The 24,321-nt window shown below is 72.2% G+C and carries 26 protein-coding genes; 15 read left to right on the plus strand and 11 right to left on the minus strand.

The window, feature by feature from the left end; genetic code table 11:
- Positions 1-113: 113 nt before the first annotated feature.
- The 7 genes from ACZ6S4_RS00035 to ACZ6S4_RS00065 all read right to left on the minus strand — a co-directional run bounded on the left by ACZ6S4_RS00035 (position 114) and on the right by ACZ6S4_RS00065 (position 9,003).
- A complete protein-coding gene (locus ACZ6S4_RS00035; RefSeq protein WP_465472711.1) occupies positions 114-1,295 on the minus strand; it encodes a S8 family peptidase in 1,182 nt (393 codons plus the stop codon).
- Positions 1,296-1,367: 72 nt separating this feature from the next.
- On the minus strand, positions 1,368-2,963 hold the full coding sequence (locus ACZ6S4_RS00040) for a tetratricopeptide repeat-containing diguanylate cyclase (protein ID WP_465472712.1): 1,596 nt from the start codon (positions 2,961-2,963) through the stop codon (positions 1,368-1,370).
- 67 nt (positions 2,964-3,030) lie between these two features.
- The gene (locus tag ACZ6S4_RS00045; protein WP_465472713.1) at positions 3,031-4,530 is read right to left on the minus strand and encodes a S8 family serine peptidase; all 1,500 of its coding nucleotides are present in this window, start codon (positions 4,528-4,530) and stop codon (positions 3,031-3,033) included.
- Between the two features lie 665 nt (positions 4,531-5,195).
- Entirely contained in the window at positions 5,196-6,152 is a 957-nt protein-coding gene (locus tag ACZ6S4_RS00050; protein WP_465472714.1) for an anti-sigma factor RsbA family regulatory protein, read from the minus strand.
- On the minus strand, positions 6,149-6,988 hold the full coding sequence (locus ACZ6S4_RS00055; RefSeq protein ID WP_465472715.1) for an MEDS domain-containing protein: 840 nt from the start codon (positions 6,986-6,988) through the stop codon (positions 6,149-6,151). The genes ACZ6S4_RS00050 and ACZ6S4_RS00055 overlap by 4 nt, the downstream gene beginning before the upstream one ends.
- Before the next feature lie 234 nt (positions 6,989-7,222).
- A complete protein-coding gene (locus tag ACZ6S4_RS00060; RefSeq protein ID WP_465472716.1) occupies positions 7,223-8,317 on the minus strand; it encodes a tartrate dehydrogenase in 1,095 nt (364 codons plus the stop codon).
- A complete protein-coding gene (locus ACZ6S4_RS00065) occupies positions 8,314-9,003 on the minus strand; it encodes a GntR family transcriptional regulator (RefSeq protein WP_465472717.1) in 690 nt (229 codons plus the stop codon). Before ACZ6S4_RS00065 ends, ACZ6S4_RS00060 begins: the two co-directional genes overlap by 4 nt.
- Before the next feature lie 95 nt (positions 9,004-9,098).
- Between ACZ6S4_RS00065 and ACZ6S4_RS00070 the strand changes: the two genes are divergently transcribed.
- The 8 genes from ACZ6S4_RS00070 to ACZ6S4_RS00105 all read left to right on the plus strand — a co-directional run bounded on the left by ACZ6S4_RS00070 (position 9,099) and on the right by ACZ6S4_RS00105 (position 17,377).
- Positions 9,099-10,367, plus strand: coding sequence for an MFS transporter (locus tag ACZ6S4_RS00070; RefSeq protein ID WP_465472718.1), 1,269 nt, complete (start codon positions 9,099-9,101; stop codon positions 10,365-10,367).
- Between the two features lie 11 nt (positions 10,368-10,378).
- A complete protein-coding gene (locus ACZ6S4_RS00075) occupies positions 10,379-11,320 on the plus strand; it encodes an NAD(P)-dependent oxidoreductase (protein ID WP_465472719.1) in 942 nt (313 codons plus the stop codon).
- 5 nt (positions 11,321-11,325) lie between these two features.
- Positions 11,326-12,705, plus strand: a complete 1,380-nt coding sequence (locus ACZ6S4_RS00080) for an acyclic terpene utilization AtuA family protein (protein WP_465472720.1) — start codon at positions 11,326-11,328, stop codon at positions 12,703-12,705.
- Positions 12,698-13,036 carry a DUF4387 domain-containing protein gene (locus ACZ6S4_RS00085; protein ID WP_465472721.1) on the plus strand — a complete coding sequence of 113 codons (339 nt, stop codon included), beginning with the start codon at positions 12,698-12,700 and terminating at the stop codon, positions 13,034-13,036. Before ACZ6S4_RS00080 ends, ACZ6S4_RS00085 begins: the two co-directional genes overlap by 8 nt.
- Before the next feature lie 150 nt (positions 13,037-13,186).
- Positions 13,187-13,750 (plus strand): TetR family transcriptional regulator, encoded by a 564-nt coding sequence (locus ACZ6S4_RS00090; RefSeq protein ID WP_465472722.1) that lies wholly within the window; start codon positions 13,187-13,189, stop codon positions 13,748-13,750.
- Positions 13,751-13,870: 120 nt separating this feature from the next.
- Entirely contained in the window at positions 13,871-15,616 is a 1,746-nt protein-coding gene (locus ACZ6S4_RS00095; protein ID WP_465472723.1) for a serine hydrolase domain-containing protein, read from the plus strand.
- Positions 15,617-15,650: 34 nt separating this feature from the next.
- A complete protein-coding gene (locus ACZ6S4_RS00100) occupies positions 15,651-16,319 on the plus strand; it encodes a response regulator transcription factor (RefSeq protein ID WP_465472724.1) in 669 nt (222 codons plus the stop codon).
- Positions 16,320-16,339: 20 nt separating this feature from the next.
- Complete coding sequence (locus tag ACZ6S4_RS00105; protein WP_465472725.1) at positions 16,340-17,377, plus strand: HAMP domain-containing sensor histidine kinase; 1,038 nt, start codon at positions 16,340-16,342, stop codon at positions 17,375-17,377.
- Positions 17,378-17,421: 44 nt separating this feature from the next.
- On the opposite strand, the gene ACZ6S4_RS00110 is transcribed toward ACZ6S4_RS00105, so the two are convergent.
- Both ACZ6S4_RS00110 and ACZ6S4_RS00115 read right to left on the minus strand, forming a co-directional pair.
- Positions 17,422-18,012 carry a TIGR03086 family metal-binding protein gene (locus tag ACZ6S4_RS00110; protein ID WP_465472726.1) on the minus strand — a complete coding sequence of 197 codons (591 nt, stop codon included), beginning with the start codon at positions 18,010-18,012 and terminating at the stop codon, positions 17,422-17,424.
- 46 nt (positions 18,013-18,058) lie between these two features.
- Positions 18,059-19,222, minus strand: coding sequence for an epoxide hydrolase family protein (locus ACZ6S4_RS00115; RefSeq protein WP_465472727.1), 1,164 nt, complete (start codon positions 19,220-19,222; stop codon positions 18,059-18,061).
- A gap of 119 nt (positions 19,223-19,341) precedes the next feature.
- On the opposite strand from ACZ6S4_RS00115, the gene ACZ6S4_RS00120 reads away from it, so the two are divergent.
- From ACZ6S4_RS00120 to ACZ6S4_RS00130, 3 genes are read left to right on the plus strand one after another with little or no spacing between them, the layout of a single operon-like run.
- A complete protein-coding gene (locus tag ACZ6S4_RS00120; protein WP_465472728.1) occupies positions 19,342-19,503 on the plus strand; it encodes a hypothetical protein in 162 nt (53 codons plus the stop codon).
- A gap of 38 nt (positions 19,504-19,541) precedes the next feature.
- On the plus strand, positions 19,542-20,135 hold the full coding sequence (locus ACZ6S4_RS00125) for a hypothetical protein (RefSeq protein ID WP_465472729.1): 594 nt from the start codon (positions 19,542-19,544) through the stop codon (positions 20,133-20,135).
- Positions 20,060-20,446 (plus strand): histidine kinase, encoded by a 387-nt coding sequence (locus ACZ6S4_RS00130; RefSeq protein ID WP_465472730.1) that lies wholly within the window; start codon positions 20,060-20,062, stop codon positions 20,444-20,446. Before ACZ6S4_RS00125 ends, ACZ6S4_RS00130 begins: the two co-directional genes overlap by 76 nt.
- A gap of 9 nt (positions 20,447-20,455) precedes the next feature.
- On the opposite strand, the gene ACZ6S4_RS00135 is transcribed toward ACZ6S4_RS00130, so the two are convergent.
- Complete coding sequence (locus tag ACZ6S4_RS00135; protein WP_465472731.1) at positions 20,456-21,061, minus strand: response regulator transcription factor; 606 nt, start codon at positions 21,059-21,061, stop codon at positions 20,456-20,458.
- A gap of 190 nt (positions 21,062-21,251) precedes the next feature.
- On the opposite strand from ACZ6S4_RS00135, the gene ACZ6S4_RS00140 reads away from it, so the two are divergent.
- Both ACZ6S4_RS00140 and ACZ6S4_RS00145 read left to right on the plus strand, forming a co-directional pair.
- Complete coding sequence (locus ACZ6S4_RS00140; protein ID WP_465472732.1) at positions 21,252-21,752, plus strand: RNA polymerase sigma factor; 501 nt, start codon at positions 21,252-21,254, stop codon at positions 21,750-21,752.
- Between the two features lie 10 nt (positions 21,753-21,762).
- Positions 21,763-22,638: a hypothetical protein gene (locus tag ACZ6S4_RS00145; protein WP_465472733.1), complete on the plus strand. Its 876-nt coding sequence runs from the start codon at positions 21,763-21,765 to the stop codon at positions 22,636-22,638.
- Positions 22,639-22,671: 33 nt separating this feature from the next.
- Here the strand turns inward: ACZ6S4_RS00145 and ACZ6S4_RS00150 are convergent, their stop codons facing one another.
- Positions 22,672-23,325, minus strand: a complete 654-nt coding sequence (locus tag ACZ6S4_RS00150) for a TetR/AcrR family transcriptional regulator (RefSeq protein ID WP_465472734.1) — start codon at positions 23,323-23,325, stop codon at positions 22,672-22,674.
- Positions 23,326-23,421: 96 nt separating this feature from the next.
- On the opposite strand from ACZ6S4_RS00150, the gene ACZ6S4_RS00155 reads away from it, so the two are divergent.
- Together ACZ6S4_RS00155 and ACZ6S4_RS00160 are read left to right on the plus strand one after the other, a co-directional pair.
- Positions 23,422-23,910, plus strand: a complete 489-nt coding sequence (locus tag ACZ6S4_RS00155; RefSeq protein WP_465472735.1) for a nucleoside deaminase — start codon at positions 23,422-23,424, stop codon at positions 23,908-23,910.
- Entirely contained in the window at positions 23,907-24,314 is a 408-nt protein-coding gene (locus tag ACZ6S4_RS00160; RefSeq protein WP_465472736.1) for a VOC family protein, read from the plus strand. The genes ACZ6S4_RS00155 and ACZ6S4_RS00160 overlap by 4 nt, the downstream gene beginning before the upstream one ends.
- The last annotated feature ends 7 nt before the right edge of the window (positions 24,315-24,321 follow it).

The following is a 24,321-nucleotide window of genomic DNA, read 5'->3' on the forward strand; positions in this document are numbered from 1 at the left end:
AGCGGTCGATCCCACCCCCCCTCCCCCCCCCTCCCCTCTCCCCCCCCCCCCCCCCCCCCCCCCCCCCCCCCCCCCCCCCCCCCCCCCCCCCCCCCCCCCCACCGCTGGAACGCTCAGAACGCGCCCGTATAAAGCAACCGGTTCGGTGAGCCCGACCCCTGACTCGTCACCACGCCCGTGGTGGCGTTGCTGACGATGGCGCTGTGCACCTGCGCCGGGGAGTCGCCCGGGTGACCGGCCAGATACAACGCGGCCGCGCCGGCCACGTGCGGTGCGGCCATCGACGTGCCGCTGATCGTGTTGGTGGCGGTGTCGCCGGTGGACCACGACGACGTGATGCTGATGCCGGGGGCGAACACGTCGACGCAGGTGCCGCGGTTGGCCCAGGACGGCTTGGCGTCGCTGCTGTTGGTCGCGGAGACGGTGATGGCGGTCGCCACCCGGGCCGGGGACTGGGTGCAGGCGTCCAGGGCGAACAGTCCGAACAGGCCGTTGCCGGCGGCGATCGAGTAGCTGACGCCGGAGGCGATCGACGCGCTCACCGCGTTGTCCAGGGCGGTGTCGGCGCTGCCGCCGAGGCTCATGTTGGCGACGGCCGGCTTGGCCGCGTTGGCGGTGACCCATTCGATGCCGGCGGCGACCTGCGCCGTGGTCCCGCTGCCCTCGCAGTTGAGCACGCGTACGGCGACGAGCTGCACGCCCTTGGCGACGCCGTACGCGCTGCCGCCGACGGTGCCGGCCACGTGCGTACCGTGGCCGTTGCAGTCGTCGGCGGCACCGCCGTCGACCGCGTCGTATCCGCTGGCCGCGCGCCCGCCGAAGTCCTGGTGGGTGGTGCGGATGCCGGTGTCGATGATGTAGGCGCGCACGTTCGCCGCGGTCGTGGAGTAGGTGTACGCCTGGTTCAGCGGGCGGTTGCGCTGGTCGATGCGGTCCAGGCCGTAGGACGGCGGGTTGGCCTGCGTCTCGGAGATCCGGTGGATCACGTTGGGCTGCACGAACGCGACGTCCGGGTCGGCGGCCACCTGCCGCGCCTGGCGCGCCGACATCGTCGCCGCAAAACCTTTGAAGACCTTGGTGTACGTGTGGAGCACGGCCGCGTTGTGCTCGGTGGCGACTTTCCGAGCAATGCCCGACTTGAGGACGACGATGTAGCTGTCCGGCACCACTTCGGCCCCGGCTACCGAGATGACGTCCGCCTCGGCCGGTGCCGCCTGCGCACCGGTGGACAATCCGAGGATCGACAGGACAACGGCGCCTGCTGCGGCGGCGCCTCGACGGACGGCTGTTCTCACCTGAGCCTCCCCACACTGGGTGGTCACGCAACCACGTCACGTGACGCTAGCAGGCGGATCGACACATGTGAATCAGACTGTCGAGGGCAACACGATGACCCGGTTCCGGCCGGCGGCCTTCGCGGCGTACAGCATCCGGTCCGCGTCGGCGAGCAGGGCGGCCGGCGCGTCATGGCCCTGGGTCGAGGTGGCCCCGACGCTGACCGTCACCGGCAGGTCGCCGGTCACCGGCCGCCACGGGTGCCCGTCAACCGCTTCCCGCAGCTCCTCCAGCCGGCCGGCGGCCTGTGCGGCACCGACGCCGGGCAGGACGACCAGGAACTCCTCGCCACCCATCCGGGCCACGAAACCGGTGTCCGACACCGCCTGTTGCACCGAGCGCAGCACCTGGGCGACGGCCACCAGGACCTCGTCGCCGGCCTCGTGCGACAACGTGTCGTTGATGCGCTTGAAGTGGTCGATGTCCACGACCGCGATGGTGAGCGGTGCACGGGTCTCGGCGGCCAGGGCGACAGCGGCCGGCAGATGGTCGTCCACGTAGCGCCGGTTGCGAAGTCCGGTCAGGGGATCCCGGAGCGCCTGTTCCCGGTACCGCTCGGCGTCGTTACGGGCCTGCGCGGTCTCGAACATCACCTGCCGGGTGTGCGCCCGCGCCTCCTGCTGGGCCGACCGCAGCTGTTCCCGGGCGGCGTCATACCGCTTGTACTCGAAGAACGCCTGCTCGAACGCGCCGGCCGCCGCGTACAGCTCGGCCTGCTCGGCCATGACGGCCACCCGGATCCCGGTGAGCTCCCGCTCCTCGCCGAGGGTCCGGCTGCGGTCGAGGCTCTGCTGGGCCCGGTCCAGCGCACCGAGACAGCGCTGGGCCCGGGCCAGGGTGAGGGTGGCCTCGGCCAGGTCGTGCACCTCGTACCAGAGCGGCGAGTCCAGCACCGAGAGCAGCGTCTGCTCGGCCGCCGCGTACTCCCCCAGCCCGATCTGGATGCTGGCGACGGTGTCACGTTCGATGATCAGGAACTCCCGGCCCAGGGTGGCCGCCACCACCCGCATGCGCTCGACCACCGTCGCGGCGGCGGCCAGCTCGCCGGCCTGGAACTCGGTGTACGCGCGGTTGTTGAGCACCAGCAGCCGCCGGGTCAGGTCGTTGATCGCGATCGCCAGCTGCTCGGCCTGCAGGTAGCGTTCCCGCGCCGCGTCGATCATCCCGACATCGCCGAGGGAGTTGGCCAGCCGGTTCAGGTACATCAGCCGCAGTCCCGGCGGGGCGTGCTCGTCGAGCACCTCGACGGCGCTGATCGCGTTCTCCAGGCTCGCCGCGTGATCGCCGAGGTAGTTGTAGATCAGCGCCAGGTGGAAGTGGCTGCGGGCCAGCAGCGCGGGCGAGGCCAGGTCCTGCGCCTGCCGGTGGACCTCCAGGAACACTTGCGCGGCCCCACTGCGGTCACCGTTGCGCTGGGCCATGTCGGCCTGGACCAGCCGGGCCCGCAGCTGCAGGGTGGTCTCGCCGCACTCGCCGGCCGCCCGCTCGATCGCCGCCGCGGAAGCCAGGTTGGCCTCGATGTCACGGCCCTGATAGGTCTCGAGATCGTCCAGCAGGCGGGCGAGCTCCGGCGCCGGCGACGTGCGTCGCCGATCAGCGCCCGGAGCGCCCGTGCCCGTTGTGCTCACGGGAGCCGAATCGGCCACCGCCGGGCAATCGGCAGGGGAACCGGATTGCACTTCAGGTGCTTTTCACTCAGGACATCCAGCCCTTGTCGCCGGCGGTGAGCCAGCCGGTCGACGACCAGGCCGCTCCGCTCCAGTTCGGCGCCGTGCCGCCGCTGCCGGACCACGCCTTACCGGACCAGGACTGTCCCGACCAGGCCAGGTCGGACCAGGCCTTGCCCGACCACGCCTTGCCCGACCACGCCTTGCCGGACCAGTTGCCCTGGCCGTCCGTGGGGCTGGCCCAGCCGGTCCCCGTCCACGGGCGGCCCATCCAGTCCCCGCCGTTCCAGGCGGTCCGGGCGGCGCTCGCGGCAGCCCAGGTCGAGGAGCTCAGCGGCCCGAAGATGTCCCGCTCCCCGGTCAGCGCGACCCCGTCGCCCATGGTCACCTGGGACGAGCCGCGGTCCTTCTGGATGCTGCCCGTACCGGTGATGGTGCTGCCGCTCTGGCCGCAGCCGGTCAGCGTGGACCTGATCGCCGTCTCCAGGTTGATCTGCGGGGCGTAGGAACCGGTGACCGGTGTGCCGGTGGCCCGCAGGTAGCACATGACCTGCATCGGCGACAGGGTCGGGTACTTCTGCAGCAGCACGGCGGTGGCGCCGCTGACCACCGCGGCGGCCTGCGAGGTGCCGCTGCCCTTGAAGAACCGGTCGCCGACCCGCGCCGAGGAGTAGTTCACGTCGGCGTAGCTGCCGGGGTCGCGCAGCGAGACGATCGACCGGCCGGGGGCCAGCACGTCGGGTGCGTTGTCCTGGGAGGTGCCCATGCTGCTGAAGGCCGCCACCGTGTCGTCGGCGGTGCTGGTGGTCCCCCGCGGGTCGGTCGCGCCGACGGTGATGATGTACGGGTTGGAACCCGGGTTCAGAATGTTGCCGCCGGTGTTCCCCGAGGCGACGATCACGCTGATGCCGGCCAGGTAGGCGTTCTCCACGGCCTCGCTGAGCGGGCTGCTCACCCAGCTCTGCGTGCTGTCCGTGCCGTACGACAGGTTCAGCACCTTGATCGGGTTGGCCGGGTCGTCGTTGCGGTGCGCCACCACCCAGTCGATCGCGGCCATCACCTGGGTGACGTCGACCGCGCCGTTGGCCGCGCCCACCTTGATGGAGATCAGCTTGGCGTCGGGCGCCAACCCCTTGAAGGTGCCCCCGGCGGCGTCACGCCCGGCGATGATGCCGGCCAGGTGGGTGCCATGACCGTACGTGTCCCGGCGCAGCAGGCCCGGCACCTGCGACTCCAGCGACAGGTCGGGCCCGTTCGCCACGTTGCCGCTGGTGAGCCCGGCCACCGGCACGACCCCGGTGTCGATGAGAGCGATGCCGACGCCCTTGCCGGTGAGCCCGGCGGCCGCCGCCACGTCGTCCCGCACGATCCGGCGCACGTCCGGCAGCGTCGCGGCCGTGGCGGTGTAGGCGTAGTCCGTGAACGAGGTCGTCGTGATCGCGGCCTCCGCGGTGCCCGGACAGAGCAGAGCGGCCGCTGTGACCACAGCCGCCGCCCCGGCGGCCCTGAGGCGGACTGTCTTCCTCAACTGCGGCTCCTTCGACGTCCCGACGATGTGATCGACTTGCTCGGCAGGATCACGCCGGTTGTGAACAAGTTGCGGCAAAGGTGGCCGGTCGGGTTCCGCTCCTCACCCGATCGGCCGGCGGAACGACGCGAATACCGGATCGCTGAATGGGCAAGCCGCGGTCGTGAAGCTTCTGTACACCGCCCTGGGTGACTCCATGTCCATCGACGTCTACGCCGGCGGGACCTCGGCACGTACGGCGACAGCGCGGCCGCCGAGGCCGTCATCGCCCGGGTCGCGGAGCGCGGCGAGCAGATCCTGCGCCACCTCGGCGCCGGATCCGGCAACCTCCCGCGCACGGTGATCACCACCGTGTACGACGCGAGCGACGGGACCGGCGCCGTACCGGGTGCGGCCTGCCGCCGTGGCCGGACGGCACGGCGCTCAGGTCGCCGACGTGCACTCACACTTCCTGGGCCACGGCGCGCGGGCGGGCGATCCGGGCCGGCCGGACCCGCGGCCGGCGAACCGGGACCTGTGGTTCTGCGGCGTCATCGAGCCGAACGCCGGGGCGCCCACGAGATCCGTCGCACCTGGTGGCACACCCTCGAACGGGCGGGATGGCTGCCGTGAAGGCGTTCCCGCACGGGCGGGGGCACCGCGGTCTCGGCTGACCCCGTACGGCTTCAGTGGCGCGGGTTTCCGGCGGTCAGCCGGATGGTGAACCCTTCCGGATGCCGGTGCAGGGCGACGTGGTTGCACGACTGGTGGGCGATCCACAGCCCGAGGCCACCGGCACTGCCGTCGCCCGCGGGAAGCAGCCCGGCGAACGGGTCCTTGGGCCCGGCACCGGAGTCGGTGACTGTGACGACGATCCGGTCGGCGCCGCTCCACAGCCGCATCCGCACCGGCCCGCTGCCGTGCCGGTGCGCGTTGGCCACCGCCTCGCTGACCGACACGATCAGGTCGTCGACGTCCTCGGCCGGCAGATGGCCCCGGTCGGCGTCACGGACGGCCCGGCGCGCCTCGGACAGGCCGGGATCAAGCAGGTCGGCCTGCGGCGCGGTCTGCTGCACCGGGTCCGGCACCGGGGGGCGGGGCTCGCTGAGGTACGGCACCGGGTCGGTGTACTGACTGTTGGAAACGTGCCGGCCGTCCGGCAGAGCCGTCCGCGGATGGGTGCGCAGCACGTCGGCGAGCACGGCCTCCGGAGTGACCCGGGTGTCGTAGGCGCACATGCTCCACAGCGGGAACTCGTCGTAGGCGTGGTTGATGGCCGACTCGTAGCGTGCCCACCAGTCCCAGGTCACGCCGAGCGCCTCCATCGGCAGCTGGCCGATGATCCGGATCTGCGCGGCCCCGCCGGCGACGTGGTCGGCCAGCAGCTCGCGGTACGACCGGATGGCCCCGGCCGGCCGCGCGTAGACCGCACCACCTTCCAGGAACGTGACCGGGCAACCGGCCGGCAGCGCCGCGCGCACCAGCTCAGCATTACGCCCGCCCAGCCCGACGATGGTGGGCTCGCCGGCCGCGACGCCGCCCAGCAGGAACGGGACCGCCACGGCCAGCAGATCCTCGTCGGAGTCGTAGCAGACCGCCTCGTGGAAGTAGCCGGTGTGCCCGGCGGCGGCACCGGTCCTCATCGGGTCACCTCCACCCGTACGTGGGCCAGCCCCAGCAACCCGGCGAGGCGCTCGGCCGCACCGAGGCGGGTCCGGACCACGGCGGTCATCTTCTGCGTCTCGGCGTACCGCTGCAGGGCGAGCAGCGACCGGTGGTCGATGAAGCCGAGGTCATCGGCGTCCACCACGACCTCCCCACCGGCCGGGGCCAGGTCGGTGTGCCGCAGAGCGCCGGCGAACAGTTCCTCCACCGACTCGTCGATCTCGCCGTCGAGCACCGCGTCGGCGGTCGTCGCCCCCGGATGCAGCTGGAACATCACACCTTCGGCGTGGCTGGACTCGTGCATGCACGCCAGCTCGGCAACGGCCTGATCACCGAGCTCACGGCGGTCGTAGGCGCACACGGCACGCATCGGGGCGGTGCGCATGTAGCGCCCGATCGCGTACTCGTACCGGGCGAAGGCGTGCCGTTGCTCGTCGGTGCGCACGAACGCCGTCGCGTCGGCCACCACGCGCAGTCCGGTGAAGCCGGCGGCCAGCGCGTCCTCGGTCGCGGCCGTGTAGGCGGCCACCTGAGCGACCGGGTCGACGACCAGGCCGCCGGGATAGGCCCGTTCGGAGGAGAGCACGGATGCTGGCGCTCGAGCTGCGAGCCAGTCCGCGGTCTCCGCGGAGTGCCGGCCCGCGACGAACCAGACCCGCTCGCCGGCCTCGAGCCCCGCGCGCAGGAAGTCCCGCGCGTAGGCGTCGAACGGCTGATAGTCGTCATATGACCAGCACACATGCCCGGCCGCGTCGGCCCGGCTCACGTGCCGGACACCGCGGCAGTGGTCATCGGACAACAGTAGCTTTGTCATCGCCGGGCTGTTCGGTGCCGATGGGCAGTTGTCTGATTTCCGGCTTCCTGGAGGTTTTGTCACGGTACGGAGGGAGATCCGCGACCACCCCACGCTGACTCTGCACCCGGGTGACGGCTTCCTGATCCCGCCCCGCACGCCGCACAACGCCACCGATCTGGGTCCGGACACCGGGCTCATGCTGTCGACGTACCTCGTCGAGACCGGAAGCCGGTGGCGACGTTCGTGCACTGATCACCCGTTACGGGGGCGTTCGCGGACCCGTTCGGCGATCGCGTGACCCAGCTCGACGGTCGTGCCGGTGCCGTGCAGATCGGGGGTCAGCGGCGCCTCCTTCGGCCCGTGCGCCAGGACGTCCTCGACCGCGCCGAGCAGGTGCGCCGCCGCTTCGGGGTGGCCCAGGTGCTCCAGCATCATCGACCCGCACCAGATCTGCCCGACCGGGTTGGCGATGCCGCGGCCGGCGATGTCCGGGGCGGAGCCGTGGACGGGTTCGAACAGGCTCGGGTGCTCGCGTTCGGGGTTGATGTTGGCGCTCGGGGCGATGCCGAGCGTGCCGGTGCAGGCCGGGCCGAGGTCGGACAGGATGTCGCCGAACAGGTTGCTGGCCACCACGACGTCGAACCAGTCGGGGTGCAGCACGAACTGCGCCGCCAGCGCGTCGATGTGGAACTTGTCGAGCCGCACGTCCGGAAACCGCTCGCCCATCTCCGCCACCCGTTCGTCCCAGTACGGCATGGTGATGGCGATGCCGTTGCTCTTGGTGGCCGACGTGAGGTGCTGCTTCGGGCGGCGGCGCGCCTGCTCGAAGGCGAAGCGCAGGACGCGGTCCACGCCGACGCGGGTCATCACCGTCTCCTGGAGCACGGTCTCGCGTTCGGTGCCTTCGAAGATGCGACCGCCGACGCTGGAGTACTCGCCCTCGGTGTTCTCCCGCACGACGACGAAGTCGATGTCGCCCGGCTCCCGATCGGCCAGGGGGCTGCGGACGCCGGGCATGAGCCGGCAGGGACGCAGGTTCACGTACTGGTCGAAGACCCGCCGGAACTGCAGCAGGCTGCCCCACAGGGACACGTGATCGGGGACGACCGCCGGCCAGCCGACCGCTCCGAAGTAGATGGCGTCGTACGCGCGCAGCGTCTCTTCCCAGCCGGGCGGCAGCATCGTCCCGTGCCGCTGCCAGTGGTCGGCGCTGGCGAAGTCGAAGTGGTCGAAGTCGAGCCGCAGCCCGAAGTGGTCGGCGGTGGCCCGCAGCGCCTCGATCCCGGCCGGGACGACCTCCTTGCCGATGCCGTCGCCGGGGATGACGGCGATGCGATGCGCGGTCATCGCGCCTCCCGCAGCGCCGCGAGCCCGCCCTGCGAGTCCTCGAGGGCGATGCGTTCCGCGGCGGTGGAGTCGCCGGCGCGCAGCGCGCGGACCAGGGCGCGGTGGCTGGTGTAGCGCTCCAGGCCGAAGGTCTGGTCCTCGGCCACCCGGCGCAGCAGCAGCTCGCGGCGCTGGGGCCGGGAGAACACCCGGCTCTGCTCGAGCATCCGGATGAGGACGGGGTTGTGGGCGCAGGCGTCGACGGTGTCGTTGAAATTCTGCATGGTGTCGAGGAGCGCGGTGAGGTGCCGTTCCGACGGCTGTCCCGGGTGACCGCGTTCCTTCAGCAGGATCAGCAGGTCGTCGGCCCGGTCGAGGAGCGCGTCCAGGGCGTCCAGCTGGGCGGCGGTGGCGTGCCGGGCGGCGAAGCGGGCCACCAGGCCCCGCAGGCCGACCTCCACCTCCGCGAGGTCGTCGATGGCGGCGTCGCGGATCGCGGCGACCCGCACCGTACGCGGGCCGATCCGCTCGATGAGCCCGTCGAGCTCCAGGCGGCGCAGCGCTTCGCGGACCGGGGTCGGGCTGATCGTCAGCCGCTCGGCCATGCCGCGCTCGGTGACCTTGTCCCCCGGAGCGAGCTCGCCGGTGGCTATCGCGCTGCGAAGCTGACGGTACGCCTGGTCGGACAGCGTCTGGGTGGCAGTCATGAGGGCACTTTACCGTCTGCCATGGCAAGTTTGTATGCAACTGTTGACGAGTTTGCCATAGCAAATTAGCGTGACGCCCGACACGTGGAGGCAACATGGCCGTTACGCTGCGGGACCGCACGGTGTCCCACCGGAAGATCACGTTCTTCATCGCCCTGACGCTGTTCGCGCAGGAGTCGACCTGGAACTTCTATGACAACCAGGTGCCCGTGCTGCTGCGCGAGCACGTCACGAGCGCGGCGGTCGTCGGCCTGCTGATGGGCATGGACAACCTGCTGGGCATCTTCATCCAGCCCTGGATCGGCAACCGGTCGGACAACACCCGCACCCGGTGGGGACGGCGGGTGCCGTACCTCGCGGTGGGCATGCCCTTGGCGGCGACGCTCTTCGCGTTCCTGCCGTGGACCACGTCGCTGGTCACCCTGGTCGCCGTGATGTTCCTGTACGCGCTGGTCGTCAACACCATCCGGCCGCTGGCCGAGTCGATGATCCCGGACTTCCTGCCGCCCGAGCGGCGCAGCCGGGCCAACGCCGCCGTGAAGATCGCGGCCGCGCTGACCATCATCGTGGCCTCGCTGATCAGCCTCTTCGTCATCGACGACCATCCCCGGGGCGCGTTCGTCATCCCCTCGGTGATCCTGCTGCTCGTCACCGTGGTGCTGATCGCCAAGGTCCGCGACAGCCGGTCGGCCGCCTACCAGGCGGCGCTGGCCGAGGACGCGGACGCCGCTGATGACGAGGCGCGGGTGCCGTTCCGCCGGGTCATCACCGACCTGGTCACCGACAGCGATCGCCGCCGGCTCCTGCTGCTGCTGACCGTCCTGCTCTTCGGCGGAGCGTGGTTCGCCTCCCGGTCGCTGGTCACCCCGTACGGGATGGAGGCTCTGGGCCTGACCCGCGGTGAGGCCGGCGGGCTCACCCTGCCCAGCGGCATCGCCTTCCTGCTGGCGGCCTACCCGGCCGCGCTGTGCGCCGAGCGCTACGGGCGGCTGCGCACCATGGGGGTCGGCATGATCATCTTCGCCACCGCGATGGCGGCCGGCGCCGCCGTGCAGACCGCCACCGGGACGGTCATCGCCTTCTGCGTCGCCGCGGTCGGCGCCGCCGCCTTCATGATCAACGCGGCGGTCGCCCTGTGGAACCTGGCGCCGTCTAGCCGGGTGCTCGGCGCCTACACCGGCCTGTACGCGGTCACCTGGTACCTCGGCGGCTTCGGCGGCCCGGCCCTCATCGGCGCCGTCGTCGACCTCACCGGCTGGAACTGGATGCTGCTGGACATCGCGATCCTCGCCGCTCTGGCCGTCCTGGTCGTCATCAGCCTCGGTCGCCTGCACCGGGACCGCGGCACCCCCATCCTCACCTGACACGGAGTCCGATGCCCACCGTTCTGATCACCACCGATTACCTCACCCCGGGCGACGAGGTGGACACCTTCCTCACCCGGCAGGGCTTCACCACCCGGCACGACCCGATGCGGGGACCCCGCCGGCCCGAGCAGCTGATCGCGGCCCTGGCCGGCGCCGCGGGCGCGCTGATCGCCAACGAGCCGATGTCGGAGCAGGTGCTGCGCGCGGCGCCGGAGCTGCGCGCCGTCGTCCGCACCGGCGTCGGCTACGACTCCGTCGACGTCGCGGCCGCCACCCGGCTCGGCATCAGCGTCAGCAACCTGCCGGGCATCAACAGCAACGCGGTGGCCGAGTACACCATCGGGCTGCTCCTGGCCCAGGCCCGGAACCTGGTGCCGATGGCCGCCGGGGTCGCCGCCGGCGGGTGGCCCCGCCGCGACGGGCACGAGCTGCGTGGCAAGACCCTCGGGCTGATCGGCCGGGGCGCGGTGGCCCGCCGGGTGGTGCCGCTCGCCCAGGCGTTCGGCATGACCGTGCTGGGCACCGGCGAGCTGCCCGCGCCCGCCGTCCTGGTCACGCTCGACGAGCTGCTGCAGCGGTCCGACTTCGTCTCCGTCCACACCGCGCTGACCCCGCGTACCCGGCACCTCATCGACGCGGCCGCACTGAGCCGGATGAAGCCGAGCGCCCACCTCATCAACACCGCGCGCGGGCCCATCGTGGACACCGCGGCCCTCGCCGAGGCGGTCCGTTCCGGGCGCCTGGCGGGCGCAGCCCTCGACGTCGTGGACGTCGAACCGCTACCGGCCGACAGCGTCCTGCGGGGCGTCGACGGCATCACCGTCTGTTCGCACATGGCCGGGCAGACCGCCGAGGCCCGCCTGGCCGCCGGGCTGGAGGGCGCCGGGGAACTCGTCGCCGCCCTGGCCGGCCACCCCAGGTCAGCCGTCAACCCCGTGACCCCGAGATGAGGACCATGACTGAAACCCGTGATTCCGTACGCGTGCTGGCGCCCAGCGGCATGCTCGGCGGCGGCTTCCCGCCCGAGACCATCACCCGTGGTCTGGACCTCGGCGCCGACGTCATCACCGTCGACGGCGGCTCGACCGACTCCGGCCCGTACTATCTCGGCTCCGGCACCGCCAAGACCGCCGCCGCGGCCGTCGCCCGCGACCTGCGCCTGCTGCTGCGCGCGGCGGCGACCGCCGGCATTCCGCTGATCGTCGGCTCCTGCGGCACCAGCGGCACCGACTCCGGCGTCGACTGGGTCGCCGGCATCACCCGCGAGATCCTGGCCGAGGAAGGGCTGAACCTGCGGGTGGCCACCATCTACAGCGAACAGCAGGCCGCCGACCTCAAGGAACACCTCGACGCCGGGCGGGTGCACCCGCTGCCGCCGGCCGGCGAGCTCGACCCGGCGACCCTGGAGAGCTGCCGGCACATCGTCGGGATGATGGGCCACGAACCGATCGTCGAGGCGCTGGCCGCCGGTGTCGACGTCGTCCTGGCCGGGCGCGCCACCGATACCGCGGTCGCCGCCGCCTATCCGCTCATGGCGGGCATGCCGGCCGGGCCCACCTGGCACGCCGCCAAGATCGTCGAATGCGGCGGGCAGTGCACCACCAACCCCCGCTCCGGCGGCGTCCTGGCCACCATCGACGCCACCGGCTTCACCATCGAACCACTCGACCCGGCGGTGGCCTGCACCCCCACCTCGGTGTCGGCGCACATGCTCTACGAGACGGTCAACCCGTACTCCATGCGGGAGCCGGCCGGCACCATCAACGTCGCCGAGGCCAGCTACCGGGCCCTGGACGACCGGCGCGTCCGCGTCGAGGGCTCCCGCTTCGAACCCGCCGAGCAGCACACCATCAAACTGGAGGGCGCCCGGATCACCGGGTACGAGACGATGTCGTTCACCGCCATCCGCGACCCGCACATCCTCGGCCAGATCACCACCTGGGCCGCGCTGCTGCGCCGGATGATCACCGAATGGGTCAGCCAGACCCTCAAGCTGAGCCCCGACGAGTACGCCTTCGACCTCCGCCTCTACGGCTACGACGCCGTCCTGGAAGCCCTCGACCCGGCCACCGGGCCGCCCCGCGAGGTCGGCGTGATGCTGCTGGTCAACGCCGCGGACCAGCAGACGGCCACAGCCGTCGCGAAGATCGCCAACCCGCTGATGCTGCACCTGCCCACCCCGGACATGGACTACCTGCCCAGCCTCGCCTTCGCCACCTCACCGGCCGAGACCGAGCGCGGGGCGGCGTACGAGTTCGTCCTCAACCACGTCGTGGACGTGGACTCCCCCACCAGCCTGTTCCGCCTCAACTTGCCGGAGGACCGCGATGTCTGAGCCCGCCCGCCCCCGGACGATCGCCGACCTGGCCCGGGAGGTCCGTTCGAAGAACGCCGGACCGTTCTGGGTCACCATGGAATTGTTCATGCGCGACGCCACCGGTTACGCCACGGTGGCCGATCCCGCCTACCTGGACGCGGCGGTCATCGCCCGCCTCTACGACGTCGCGGCGGAGACCATCCAGATCTTCCGCATCCCCGAGCTGAACGTCGTGAAGATCTCCTTCCCCCGGCCGGTGGTCCAGGGCAGCCTGCGCGACCGCGACATCCACGCCGGCCAGCACCACGTACCGCTGGCGCTGTTCCCGCTCCCGGCCGCCCCGACCTGATCAGCAGAGTCGGCGGCCCGAATCCATGGCGGCGCGCTCATGGGTCTCGCGAAGCTCCCGTGCGGTGTCACGACGGGTCATCAGGGCAGGTATCTTGGCGCCATGCCCCGGTGGGAACACGGTAGTGAAGAGCGGCTGAAACAGGCCGCCATGGAACTGTTCGACGAGCAAGGGTTCGAGGACACCAGCGCCGTCCAGATCGCGACCCGGGCCCGCGTCACCACCCGCACCTTCTTCCGGTACTTCCCGGACAAGGAAGAAGTTCTCTTCGCCGAGGCGGACGCGCTCAACGAGGCACTCGTCCAGGAGCTCCTTCAGACGACCGACGTCACCGAGCCGCTCCGAGCGGTGATCCGGACCTTGGCCGGTTTCAACTGGGAGAAACTCGGATCACGGGAAGTCCAGCACCGGCGGGACGCGCTGATCACATCGAACGCTCAACTGCTGGAGCGGGAACTGATCAAACAGCAGCAGATGGCCGACGGGCTCAGCGGTGCCCTCACCCGGCGCGGAATCGACCCCGACATCGCAGAAATCGCGGCGAACGTGGGGATCCAGGTTTTCCGCACGGCCTACCGGCGGTGGCTGGCGGGCGACGACACCGACCTGGCCACTATCACCGAGACCGTGATGTCGCTCCTCGCCACAATCGTGCCCGTGGCCCCGAAAAGCAGGACTGGACCGCGCCGGGCCACGGCCACGCGGCTCCCCTGATCGGCCTCGGCCGAGGCTTCGGCTCGCAGAAAGGGCCCGCAGAGTGCCGCCCGGGGCGTACGGGTTGTGCGCGCCTGGCCGTTTACATCACGTTCTCAGCCCCGCTTCTACCGTCGCGGCATGAAGAGGCAATGGCTATCCGCGTCGGGACTGCCCGGCCGCCGGAGAAACGGCCGTACCCGGACGGCGACGGTGGTGATGGTGCTCGGCGCGATGCTGGCCGTGACGGTGGGCTGCACCGCCGACGACCCGGCGCCGGACCGTCCGACCGTCGCGGCGAACCCGCAGTGTGACAGCAAGCTGGAGGCGGCGTTCGGCGCGTGGGCGCGGGCCGGCTTCAGCGGCGCCGTCGCCGTCTCGACCGGTGGCCGGTTCGAGTGCCTCGCCGGTTACGGCACGGCCGACGATGCCACCGGCGCCCGGAACACCGCCGACACGGTGTACAGCATCGGATCGGTCAGCAAGGCGTTCACCGCCACCGCGATCCTCAAGCTGGCCGAGAGCGGCAAGCTGTCCCTCGACGACCGGGCCGGCGAGCTGGTGCCGGCGATCGTCGGACCGGTGGCCAAGGCGACGGTACGCCAGCTGCTCCTGCACACCAGCGGGATCGGCGGCTCGATCGGCGCCGACGACCAGCCGCTGGACCGGGCCGGCGCGATCGCCGCGATCAACAAGCTGAAGCTCACGTTCCCGCCGGGCACGGGCGACGCCTACTCCAACGCCGGGTACACGCTGTTGGCGATCATCATCGACACCGTGTCCGGCCAGTCGTACCGCGACTACACCCGTACGCAGGTCCTCACGCTGCCCGGCGGTGCGGTAACCGGCGGCTTCTGGAACGGCAGGCCGACCCCTGCCGGGCCCTTCGCCGCCGGGTACCTCGACGACGGCGAACCGAGCCGGTCCCGCGACTTCGCCGGTCCGTACTGGACGACGGAGGGCAACGGCTCGCTGGCGATGACCACCAGGGACCTGGCCACCTGGGCCCGCGCCCTGTTCCGCGGCGGACTCGTCACGCCCGGGTCGGCCAGGCTCGCCGGAGATCCGGGGTACGCGGTGGGCGACGGCCGGTCGTACACGCTGGGCGGCTGGATGGCGTTCGACGCCACGGTGCACGGCAAGCCGATCGTGGCCATCGCCGGCGGTGGCGGCGACGTCGGCCACAACGTGGCGGTCCTCTGGATCCCCGAGCGGGACCAGGTGATCGCGATGTCGTCCAACCGATCGGTGCTCACGGCCGAAAAGCTGCTGGCCGCAACGGTACCGTCGCTGGTGGCCGGCGATCCCCTGCCGACGCCGACCGCGCCGGCCGCGGGGGCTGACCCGGCCGCGATCGTCGGGAGGTACCGGCTGGAGACGGGCGGGTCGTTCGAGGTGGCCGTGGCCGCCAACCGGCCGAGGATCTCGGCCGGCGGCGCCGACGCGGTGGGGGCGCTGTTCCCGCCACGCGGCCGCTTCTCCGCCGACGACCTGCGCGAGCACGAGAAGCGCGTGCTCGCCATGCTCGCCGGGCGGACCGACGAGGGACGCGAGGAGCGCAAGGGCGTGGAGGCCGAGTACGGACCGATCTCCGCGGTGGCCGCCGGTGGCACTGTCGTCGCCGACGGCGAGATGCGCACGTACGTCACCCTGACCACCCGTGACGGTCCGCGGCTCGGCTGGTACGCGGTCGACGAGCACAGCACCATCGCGGGGGCGGAGCTGCCGACCCAACCGCCGGCCCTGCCGCTGGTGCCCGTCGGAATCAACAAGTACCGCCCGGACGATCCGACCGGAACCGGGCCGGACGTGACCCTCGACTTCGCCGGCGACAAGGTGACCGTCTCCGGGCCGGCCGGGACAACAGCCGCGAGCCGGTCCCGGTGACATCGCGACACTGCCTGCGGAAGGGGAACGTGACATGCGCGTCCTGCTGGTCGAGGACGACCCGGACCTGGCCGAGATCGTCGCGCTGGGCCTGCGCAACGAGGCGTACGCGGTGGACGTGGCCGGGACCTGCGCGGCCGCCGAGGAGCTGCTCGCCACCACGACGTACGACGTGGTCTGCCTCGATCTGGGCCTGCCGGACGGCGACGGGCTCGCTCTGGTCCGGCGCGCCGCGGCCGACCCGTCCCTGCGCCGCCCCCGGCGTCATCTCGTGCTGACCGCCCGCGACGCGGTGGCCGACCGTGTCGCCGGGCTCGACGCGGGCGCCGACGACTACCTGGTCAAGCCGTTCCACTTCGCCGAACTGCTGGCCCGGCTGCGGGCGCTGGGCCGCCGCGAGGACACCGCCGGATCGAGGTTGCGGGTGGGCGAGCTGACGCTGGATCTCGCCGCCCACCGGGCCTGGCGGGCTACGACGCCGCTGGACCTCACCGCGCGGGAGTACTCGTTGCTGCGGTACTTCATGCACCACCCGGGCGAGGTGCTGTCGGCCGAGACGCTGCTGGAGCACGTCTGGGACGCCAACGCCAACCCGTTCACCTCGTCGGTCCGGGTGATCCTCAGCCGGCTCCGCCGCAAGCTCGGCGAACCGCCGCTGATCGTCACGGTCACCAGCACCGGCTACCGGTTGCTGCTGCCGTGATGGGCCGGGGCTGGCGGTCGTTGCGTACGCGGATCGCGGTGCTGGGGTTCCTGGCCGGCTACGTGCCCGCGCTCCTGCTGTTCGGCGTGGTGGTGGTGGTGAGCGACGTCGAGGCCGAGGCGGCCGGCGCCGGGAACGAGCTGGTGACCAGCACCTCCGCGCAGCGGTCGGCCTGGGTGACGTGGACGGTGCTCGCCCTCGCACCGGTGGCCGCCGCGCTCGCCTGGGGCCTGGCCGGACGGGCCGTGCGCGACCTCGACCGGGTCCGGGCGGTCGCCGAGGACATCGAGGCCGCCGATCTGAGCCGGCGGGTCGGGCTCGACCGGGGTCCGACAGAGGTGGTCCGGCTCGCGGCGAGCATCGACAACATGCTGGCCCGCTTGGAGCAGGCGGCCGAGACGCAGCGCCGGCTGATCGAGGAGACCAGCCACGAGCTGCGGACGCCGCTGTCGGTGCTGATGGCCAACGCCGAGGTGCTCCTCGCCCATCCCGAACCATCGATCGAGGTGTACCGGCACGGGCTGCGGAAGACCGCGACGGCAGCCGCCCGCCTCCGGGCGACCATCGACGAGCTGCTGGTGGACGCCCGGGGCCGGGCGCGCACGATCGCGCGCCGCCCGGCCGACCTCATGGCCGTGGTCCGTGCGGTCGCCGACGACGTCGCCGTGCTCGCCGCGGCGAAGACCATCGATCTGGCCGTCACCGGCCCGGAGGCCGCGGAGTGCGCATTCGACGAACCCACCGTACGGCGGGCAGTGACGAACCTGGTCGACAACGCCGTCCGGTACGCCCCGGACGGCAGCACGGTCGAGATCACCGTGGAGATGGCGGCGTACGAGGTCGCCATGGTGGTGACCGACCACGGCGCCGGCATCCCGCTCGCCGAGCAGGAGGAGGTCTTCCGGCGCTTCTGGCGCAGCCGGACGGACGTCGCGGGCACCGGCCTCGGCCTGCCGATCGCCCACCAGGTGGCATTGGCGCACGGCGGCGAGCTCACCCTCGTCTCGCCCGGCCCGGCCGGCGACGGCTGCGCGTTCCGGTTGACGTTGCGCCGCTGACCGCGTCCCGGGGCCACCGGCTGGGGTGGCCCCGGCGGTGCCGGTCAGTGACCGGCCGGTGTCCAGAGCGGGTCGCGGCCAAGGTAGCGCAACAGGGTGGCGGCCGGGCCGTCGCCGGCCGGCACGGGCAGGGCGGGTGCGTAGGCGAAGCCGCGCAGCGGTTCGGCCGTCGCTCGCGCGGCCGGCAACAGCTCCTCGGCCAGCGCGTCGGTCAGCGGTGTCGGCTGACCGGTCGCCACCGCGACGTCCCAGGCGTGTACGGCGGCGTCGAGGGCGCAGGCGGCAGCCGCGAGAGCCGGTGCCAGCTCCGGTACGGGCGGCAGCGGGGTGCTCACCGACGCCGCCGCCGGGTCGACACCGGCCCAGGCACCGGTGGCCGCCTCGATCGCCTTGGTGACCGTGTCCTGGACGCCGGCGTCGAGCCGGCGCGGCGGATCGAACGGGTCGTAGGACGGCAGCGAGCCGGCTCCGACGATCGACGCCCAGGCGTGCTGGTCGCCGGCGGCGTGGAAGAGCACCTGGGCAACTGTCCATTCCGAGCAGGGAGTCGGGTCGTCGAGCCGGTCGGAGTCGACGGCGCCGGCGGTGACCTGGCGCAGGGCGTCAAGAGCGGTGGTGAGTACGGTGAAAGTCACGGATGGTCCCTCTCGATCGGTTCTTCCCGGCGCTCGGGCCGGACGGTCAGGTGAGTGCCGCGAAGAACTGGCGGATGTCCTCGACGAGCAGGTCGGGGGCGTCGTGCGTGGCCCAGTGCCCGCCGCGGTCGTAGGTGTTCCAGGCGACGATGTTGTGGTGGTCGCGTTCGGCGAACCGGCGTACGGCGTGGAAGTCGAAGGCGAAGGCAGCCAGGCCGATCGGCACGGTGGTGGGCTCGGCGGGATCGGCGTTGCGGGCGGCGCGGTGGTTCTCGTAGTAGAACCGGGCCGACGAGGCGGCGGTGTTGGTGAACCAGTACAGCGCCACATTGGTCAGGATGTCCTCGGGGCTGAGCGCGGTGCCGAACAGCTGACCGCTCCAGGCCAGCTGCCCGGCCGGCGAGTCCGCCAGCGCGTGGGCCAGGGTCTGCGGCTGGGCCTGCTGGGACCGGTCGTGGATGGCGTGCTCGGAGAACGCCTGGCCGAACCGCAGGGCGCCGAAGTCCTCGCCGGTGAGCCCGTCGAACTCGCCCTCGTCGCCGCGCGGGAAGGAGAAGAGCTGCGTGACGTGCACCCCGCTGACGTGCTCGCGGTCCAGCTCACCGAGCAACGGCGAGACGATGGCGCCGGCGTCGTTGCCGTGCGCGCCGTAGCGGTCGTAGCCCAGCCGCCGCATCAGCTCGGCCCACGCGGCGGCGGTCCGCCACGCGCTCCAGCCGTGCTCGCTCGTGGGCCCGGAGAACGTGAAGCCGGGCAGCGACGGGATGACCACGTGGAAGGCCGGCGCCCCCGCCCGGCCGTACGCGGCCGGATCGGTCAGCGGGCCCACCAGGCCCAGGTACTCCACGAAGCTGTTGGGCCACCCGTGGGTCAGGATGAGCGGGACGGCGTCCGGCTGGGCCGAACGCACGTGCACGAAGTGGATCCGCTGCCCGTCGATCTCGGTCGTGAACTGCGCGTACTGGTTCAGCTCGGCCTCGCGGGCCCGCCAGCCGAACGAGGTGCGCCAGCGCTCGACCAGGTCCCGGACGTACGAGCCCGGGACGCCGTACTCCCATCCGGCCGGGGCGGGGGTGCCCGCGCCACCGGCGACGACCTCCTTCTCGGGCAGCTCATCGGCCCAGCGGGTACGGGCGAGCCGGTCGGCCAGATCGTCAAGACTCGCTTGCGGTATCGCGATGCGGAACGGGGTGATGCTCGGATCGGGCACGGCGATCGCCTCCCTGTGAACGTCTTCGGCCTGCATGAACGGTCACAGAGCCGAGTGCTGCGAGGTAGTGTCTGGCGCACGAATTCGGCTGCAGATTGCACACCGGTCGGGGCGGGTTCGTGACCGTGTCCAGGCCGATCCGGCTCGCCACGATCCCGGTCGTGCTGTGTGTCGCGCTCTCCTGCGTGTACCGCATCCTCGAGGTCGTTCCCTGGGGTGGTTACGACCCCGGCTTCGACCCCGGCGGGGCAGGTGCTGGCCGGCGGCCACACCCCCGCTGAGCTGCCGGATCGAGCTGGACGGCGCGGCGTGACTGCGGGTGGGCTTCACCGGCGGCGAGCCCGGCCGGCCGGCTCCCGACGGGATCGCCGAGGAGGTCGAGCGGCTCGGCGGCCGGCTCCAGGCCGGGCCCGGGCCCGGCACCACGAGCGGGATCGACGTACGGATACCCGTCCAGGCGCACCGTTCCGGCGGCACACGCAGCCCGCGCTCGGTTGCCGCCGCGCCTTGGCTGGCGTGGTGGATCGTGGCCGTGCTGGAGCGCGACCTCTTCGTCACCACGCTGGCCCGGACGCAGGCGTCATGGTCCTTCCTCGAACCGGTCTCCACCCCCCGGCTGATCGGCATCATCGCTCTGGTCATGCCGCTGTGCCTGCTGCAACTCCACCACGTCCGGCCTCGCTCCGGCAGCGCGCCGCCGGGGTGGCGGTGGACCCTCGGACTGCAGATCCTGCTGCTCGGCGCGTTCACGGTCGTCGGGGGTGAGAACGTGCCGGCGCTGCCGTACGCGGGCCCGGTCGCCGGCGTCGTGCTCTTCCATGTGCGCCGGCCGTGGTCGTGGGCCGGCGCCATGACCTGCTCGGGTTCCAGCTCGCCGCGATCGCGCTCAAGGCCGAGCTCGGTGGGCGGCTGACCGGCACCGATCCGAGCGCGGCGCGAAGCCGGCTGGACGACGCCGGCCAGGTCGCCGAGGAGGCGTTGCGGTCGCTGCGGTCCATCACCGCCGAGCCGGCCGGGCTGTCGTTCGCCGACGACGGCGTCTCGTCCGCGTCGCCGGGCGCTACGGCAGGCAACGGACTGGCGAACCTCCAGTCGCGGGCGCGCGAGGCCGGCGGCCGCCTCGAGGTGCACCGTCAGGGCGACCGGTTCACCCTCGTCGCCGAGATCCGTACCGGTGGGTCCGAAGGGCGGTTGCCCGACGCCGTGGTCGCCGAGGCCGGGTAGCGGCCCGGCTCACAGCCAGCCGGCCTCGCCGGCGATCCGGATCGCGTCGACCCGGTTGCGGGCGCCCAGCTTGGTGACCGCGGCGGCCAGGTAGTTGCGGACCGTGCCGTACGACAGGCCCAGCCGCTCGGCGACCTCGGTCGGTTCGGCGCCCGATGCGGTCAGCCGCAACACGTCGCACTCACGCGCGCTCAACGGATTGCCGGCCACGTCCAGCGCCGCGAACGCCAGCTGCGGGTCGAGGACCTTGCCGCCGCCGGCCACCGTGCGTACCGCCGCGACCAGGTCCTCCGGCGAGGCGTCCTTGCCCATGAAGCCGGCCACCTTGGCCGCGAGGGCGCGGCGCAGGTTGCCCGGGCGGGCGGCGCCGGTCACGATCAAGGTCTTGCAGTCCGGCAGCCACTGGTGCAGCTGGGCGGCCGCGCTGATCCCGTCCAGGCCGGGCAGTTCGATGTCGATGACGGCCACGTCCGGGCGGACCTGCAGCGCGGTGGTCACGATCGCGTCGCCGGCCTCGACCGCACTCACGACCTCGATGTCGTCGGCCAGGTTGAGCACGCCGACCAGCGCCTCGCGCAGCATGCGCACATCCTCGGCAAGCAGCACGCGGATCACGGCGGCTCCCCTTCCGGACGCCCCTGGCTCATGTCGGACCGCGCGAAGCATACGGGCGCCCGCTGTCGCCGCGCTGACGTCCCGCTCACGCGACCCGGCGGCGAAGTTCCGATGAAATAGTGCCGGGGCGACAGACATGTACGGGGTGCCGGGCAGGACCTGACCGGTGTCACCGACTGAGGGAGCCGCCTTGGCCCGCACATCCGATGCCGCCGACTTCGAACGCCTCTACCGGGCCTGTTACCAGGATCTGCTGCGGTACGCCCTGCGCCGCACCGGTCAGCCGGAGACGGCCGCCGACGTGGTGGCGGACACCTTCCTGGTCGCGTGGCGACGGTTCGACGACCTCCCACCCGGCAACGGCCGCGCCTGGTTGTTCGGGGTGGCCCGCAACGTGCTGGCCAACCAGTACCGCGCGGACCGGCGCACTGCTGACCTGGCCGCCCGGCTGCGGCACGAGCTCGGCGGCGCCATAGTCACCGCGCCCGAGGCACCTCCCGAGATCTCGGCGGCCTTCGCCACTCTCCACCCCGCCGACCAGGAGCTGCTGCGCCTGGTCGCCTGGGAGGGACTGTCCGCGGAGGAGCTTGCCGTGGCGCTCGACTGCTCCGCGAACGCCGCCCGCATCCGCCTGCACCGCGCCCGCACCCGGTTCGCCGCGGCGCTGCGGTCACCGTCGATCACGAAGTAGAGGACCCGCCATGACCGAACCCGCCATGACCGAACCCGATCGACTGATCCAGCTGCTGTCCCCGGACCTCGACATCCCGCACACCGCGGCCGACCCGACCGGCCCGGCCGCCGACGACCTGCTGCGCCGCGTCATGTCCACGCCGCCGTCGGCCCACCGCCGCCCGTGGGGTGTCCGCCTGGCCATCGGTGCGTCGCTGGTGACCGGCCTGGCCGCCGCCGTGGTGGCCGTCAGCCTGTGGCTGCCCCAGTCGAGCCCGACCGGGCCCACGCCGGCGCGGGCCGCCACCCTCCGGATCACCTCCGGCGACAAGTACCTGGAGATCCGCATCCAGGACCCGGCCGCCGACCCGCAGCGATACCGTGCGGAGCTGGCGGCGCACGGGCTCGACATCGACCTCTCGCTGGCCGCCGCCGAGCCCGGGCGCGTCGGCCGGGTCGTCTTCCAGGAGGACGACGTCCGCGGGATCGAGCCGGTGGAAGCCCCGGGGAACTGCACCGCCAACGGCAACTGCGCGGTCGGCGTCCGGGTCCCGCTCTCCTACCGCGGGCACGCCCGGATCGTCTTCGGCCGCACGCCGTTGCCCGGCGAATCCGTCGAGGGCGATGCCCCCGTCCTCACCACCACGGAGAAGGCGTCCCTGGACGCTCTGGTCGGCAAGCCCGTGTCCGAGGCACGCCGGCTACTGAGCGCGAACGGGCAGACGGCCAGCTACCGGGTCGGCCCGAAGTCGCTGGAGGCTCCCGCCTCCGAGGTGCCGGGCTCGTGGATCATCTTCGACACGGCACCGCTGGCCGGTGGCGTCGTGGTGATCTGGGCGTCGCCGGACGGTCAGGCGCCGGACTACGACGACGACGTCCCGGTCGAGCCCACACCGACGCGTTAGCGCAGCCGAACCGGGAGCCCCGTGCGTCGCCGATCAGACGGTCCCCGCGGTCCGCCAGCGGGCGGCCAGGTCGGACTGGCGCGCGGGGCGGCCCGGCAGTGCCGCCTCGGCCGGAGCGTGCAGAGCTTGCAGGAGCAGAGCGAGGTAACGATGACGCAGGGCGGCACCACCATCGGCGCCGGGGAGCTCGATGAAAGCGATCATCTCCAGCAGCAGCGTGACGTCGGCCTCGGAGATGTCGCCACGGAGCTCGCCGGAACGCCGGACCCGCTGGAACAGAGTATCGGCCAGCTTGCCGGCCCGGATGGCGAGAGCCGAGAGCTCGGCTGTCGGGGTGAACGTACCCGCCAGCCGCTGTGCCAGGGCCTGGCTCTGGCCGTCGACGACGCGTTCCAGACAGGCGACATAGGTGTCCCACGGCGCGTCGGTGGAGGCCAGCGCCGTTTCGAGATCGGCGATGTAGCGGTTGAGACCGTCCTCGGCCAGCGCTCGCAGGAGATGCTCTTTGCTGGGGTAGCGCCGGTACAGAGCGCTGATCCCCACCCCGGCGTGCACGGCGACCTTCGCGATCGGCGCCTCCGGATCGGCCAGGAACACCGCACGGGCGGCGTCGAGGATGCGCCCGTCGTTGCGCTGCGCCTCGGCCCGGCGGCCGCTCAGGGAGCTGCGGTTTTGTTCCTCGGCCATCAGGCGAGGCTAGCAGTGGATCAAGTTGCGCTGCTCTGCTAGCGTGCCCGAGGGAGCAATACATTCCGTTCCGTTTGAAACCAACGGGGGCCAGAATTGCTGACCGACATCGACCTGGTGCACCTGCGCCGCTGCGCCGAGCTGGCGCGCGAGGCGCTCGACGCGGGCGACGACCCCTTCGGTTCCGTGCTGGTCGGGCCCGATGGAGAGCTGCTACGGGAGGAGCGCAACCGCGCCGGCGGCGGGGACGAGACCAGACACCCGGAGTTCGACCTGGCCCGGTGGGCAGCCACGGAGGTGCCCGCGGCGACCCGGCCCGGCTGTACCGTCTACACCTCCGGTGAGCACTGCCCGATGTGCGCGGCGGCCCACGCGTGGGTCGGGCTCGGCCGCATCGTCTATGCGGTGTCCGCGGTTCAGCTCACCGAGTGGCGCACCGGCTGGGGGCTCGCTCCCGGACCCGTACGCGTGCTTCCCATCGAGTCGGTCACCACGGGCATCCCGGTCTCCGGGCCGGCCGACGAACTGCTCGACGTCATGCGCGATCTGCACCACCGGGCCGCGCTGCGGAGTGCGCCGGCATGACGGTCCGCCAGCTCCGCCTCGTGGTCCACGCGGAGGACTACGAGCAGGCGGTGACGTTCTTCCGCGACGCGCTCGGGATGCCGGTCGCGGAGTCCTACTCCGGTGGAGGCGGCGCCGAGGTGACCATCCTGGACGCGGGCCGGGCCACCCTCGAGCTGTCGAACACCGCGCAGATCGAGCTCATCGACGATGTCGAGGTCGGGCGCCGGGTCGCACCCCGGTTCCGCCTGGCGCTCGAGGTCGAGGACTGCGAGTCGGCCACCCGCACCGCGATCGAGGCCGGGGCCACGCCGGTCGCGCCACCCACCCGTACGCCCTGGGACTCGCTCAACGCCCGGATGGACGCGCCCGGAACGATCCACCTGACCCTGTTCGAGGAGCCGACGGACCCGGGTCCTGCTTGAGGGGGGT

Source organism: Actinoplanes sp. NPDC051405, from assembly GCF_055586185.1.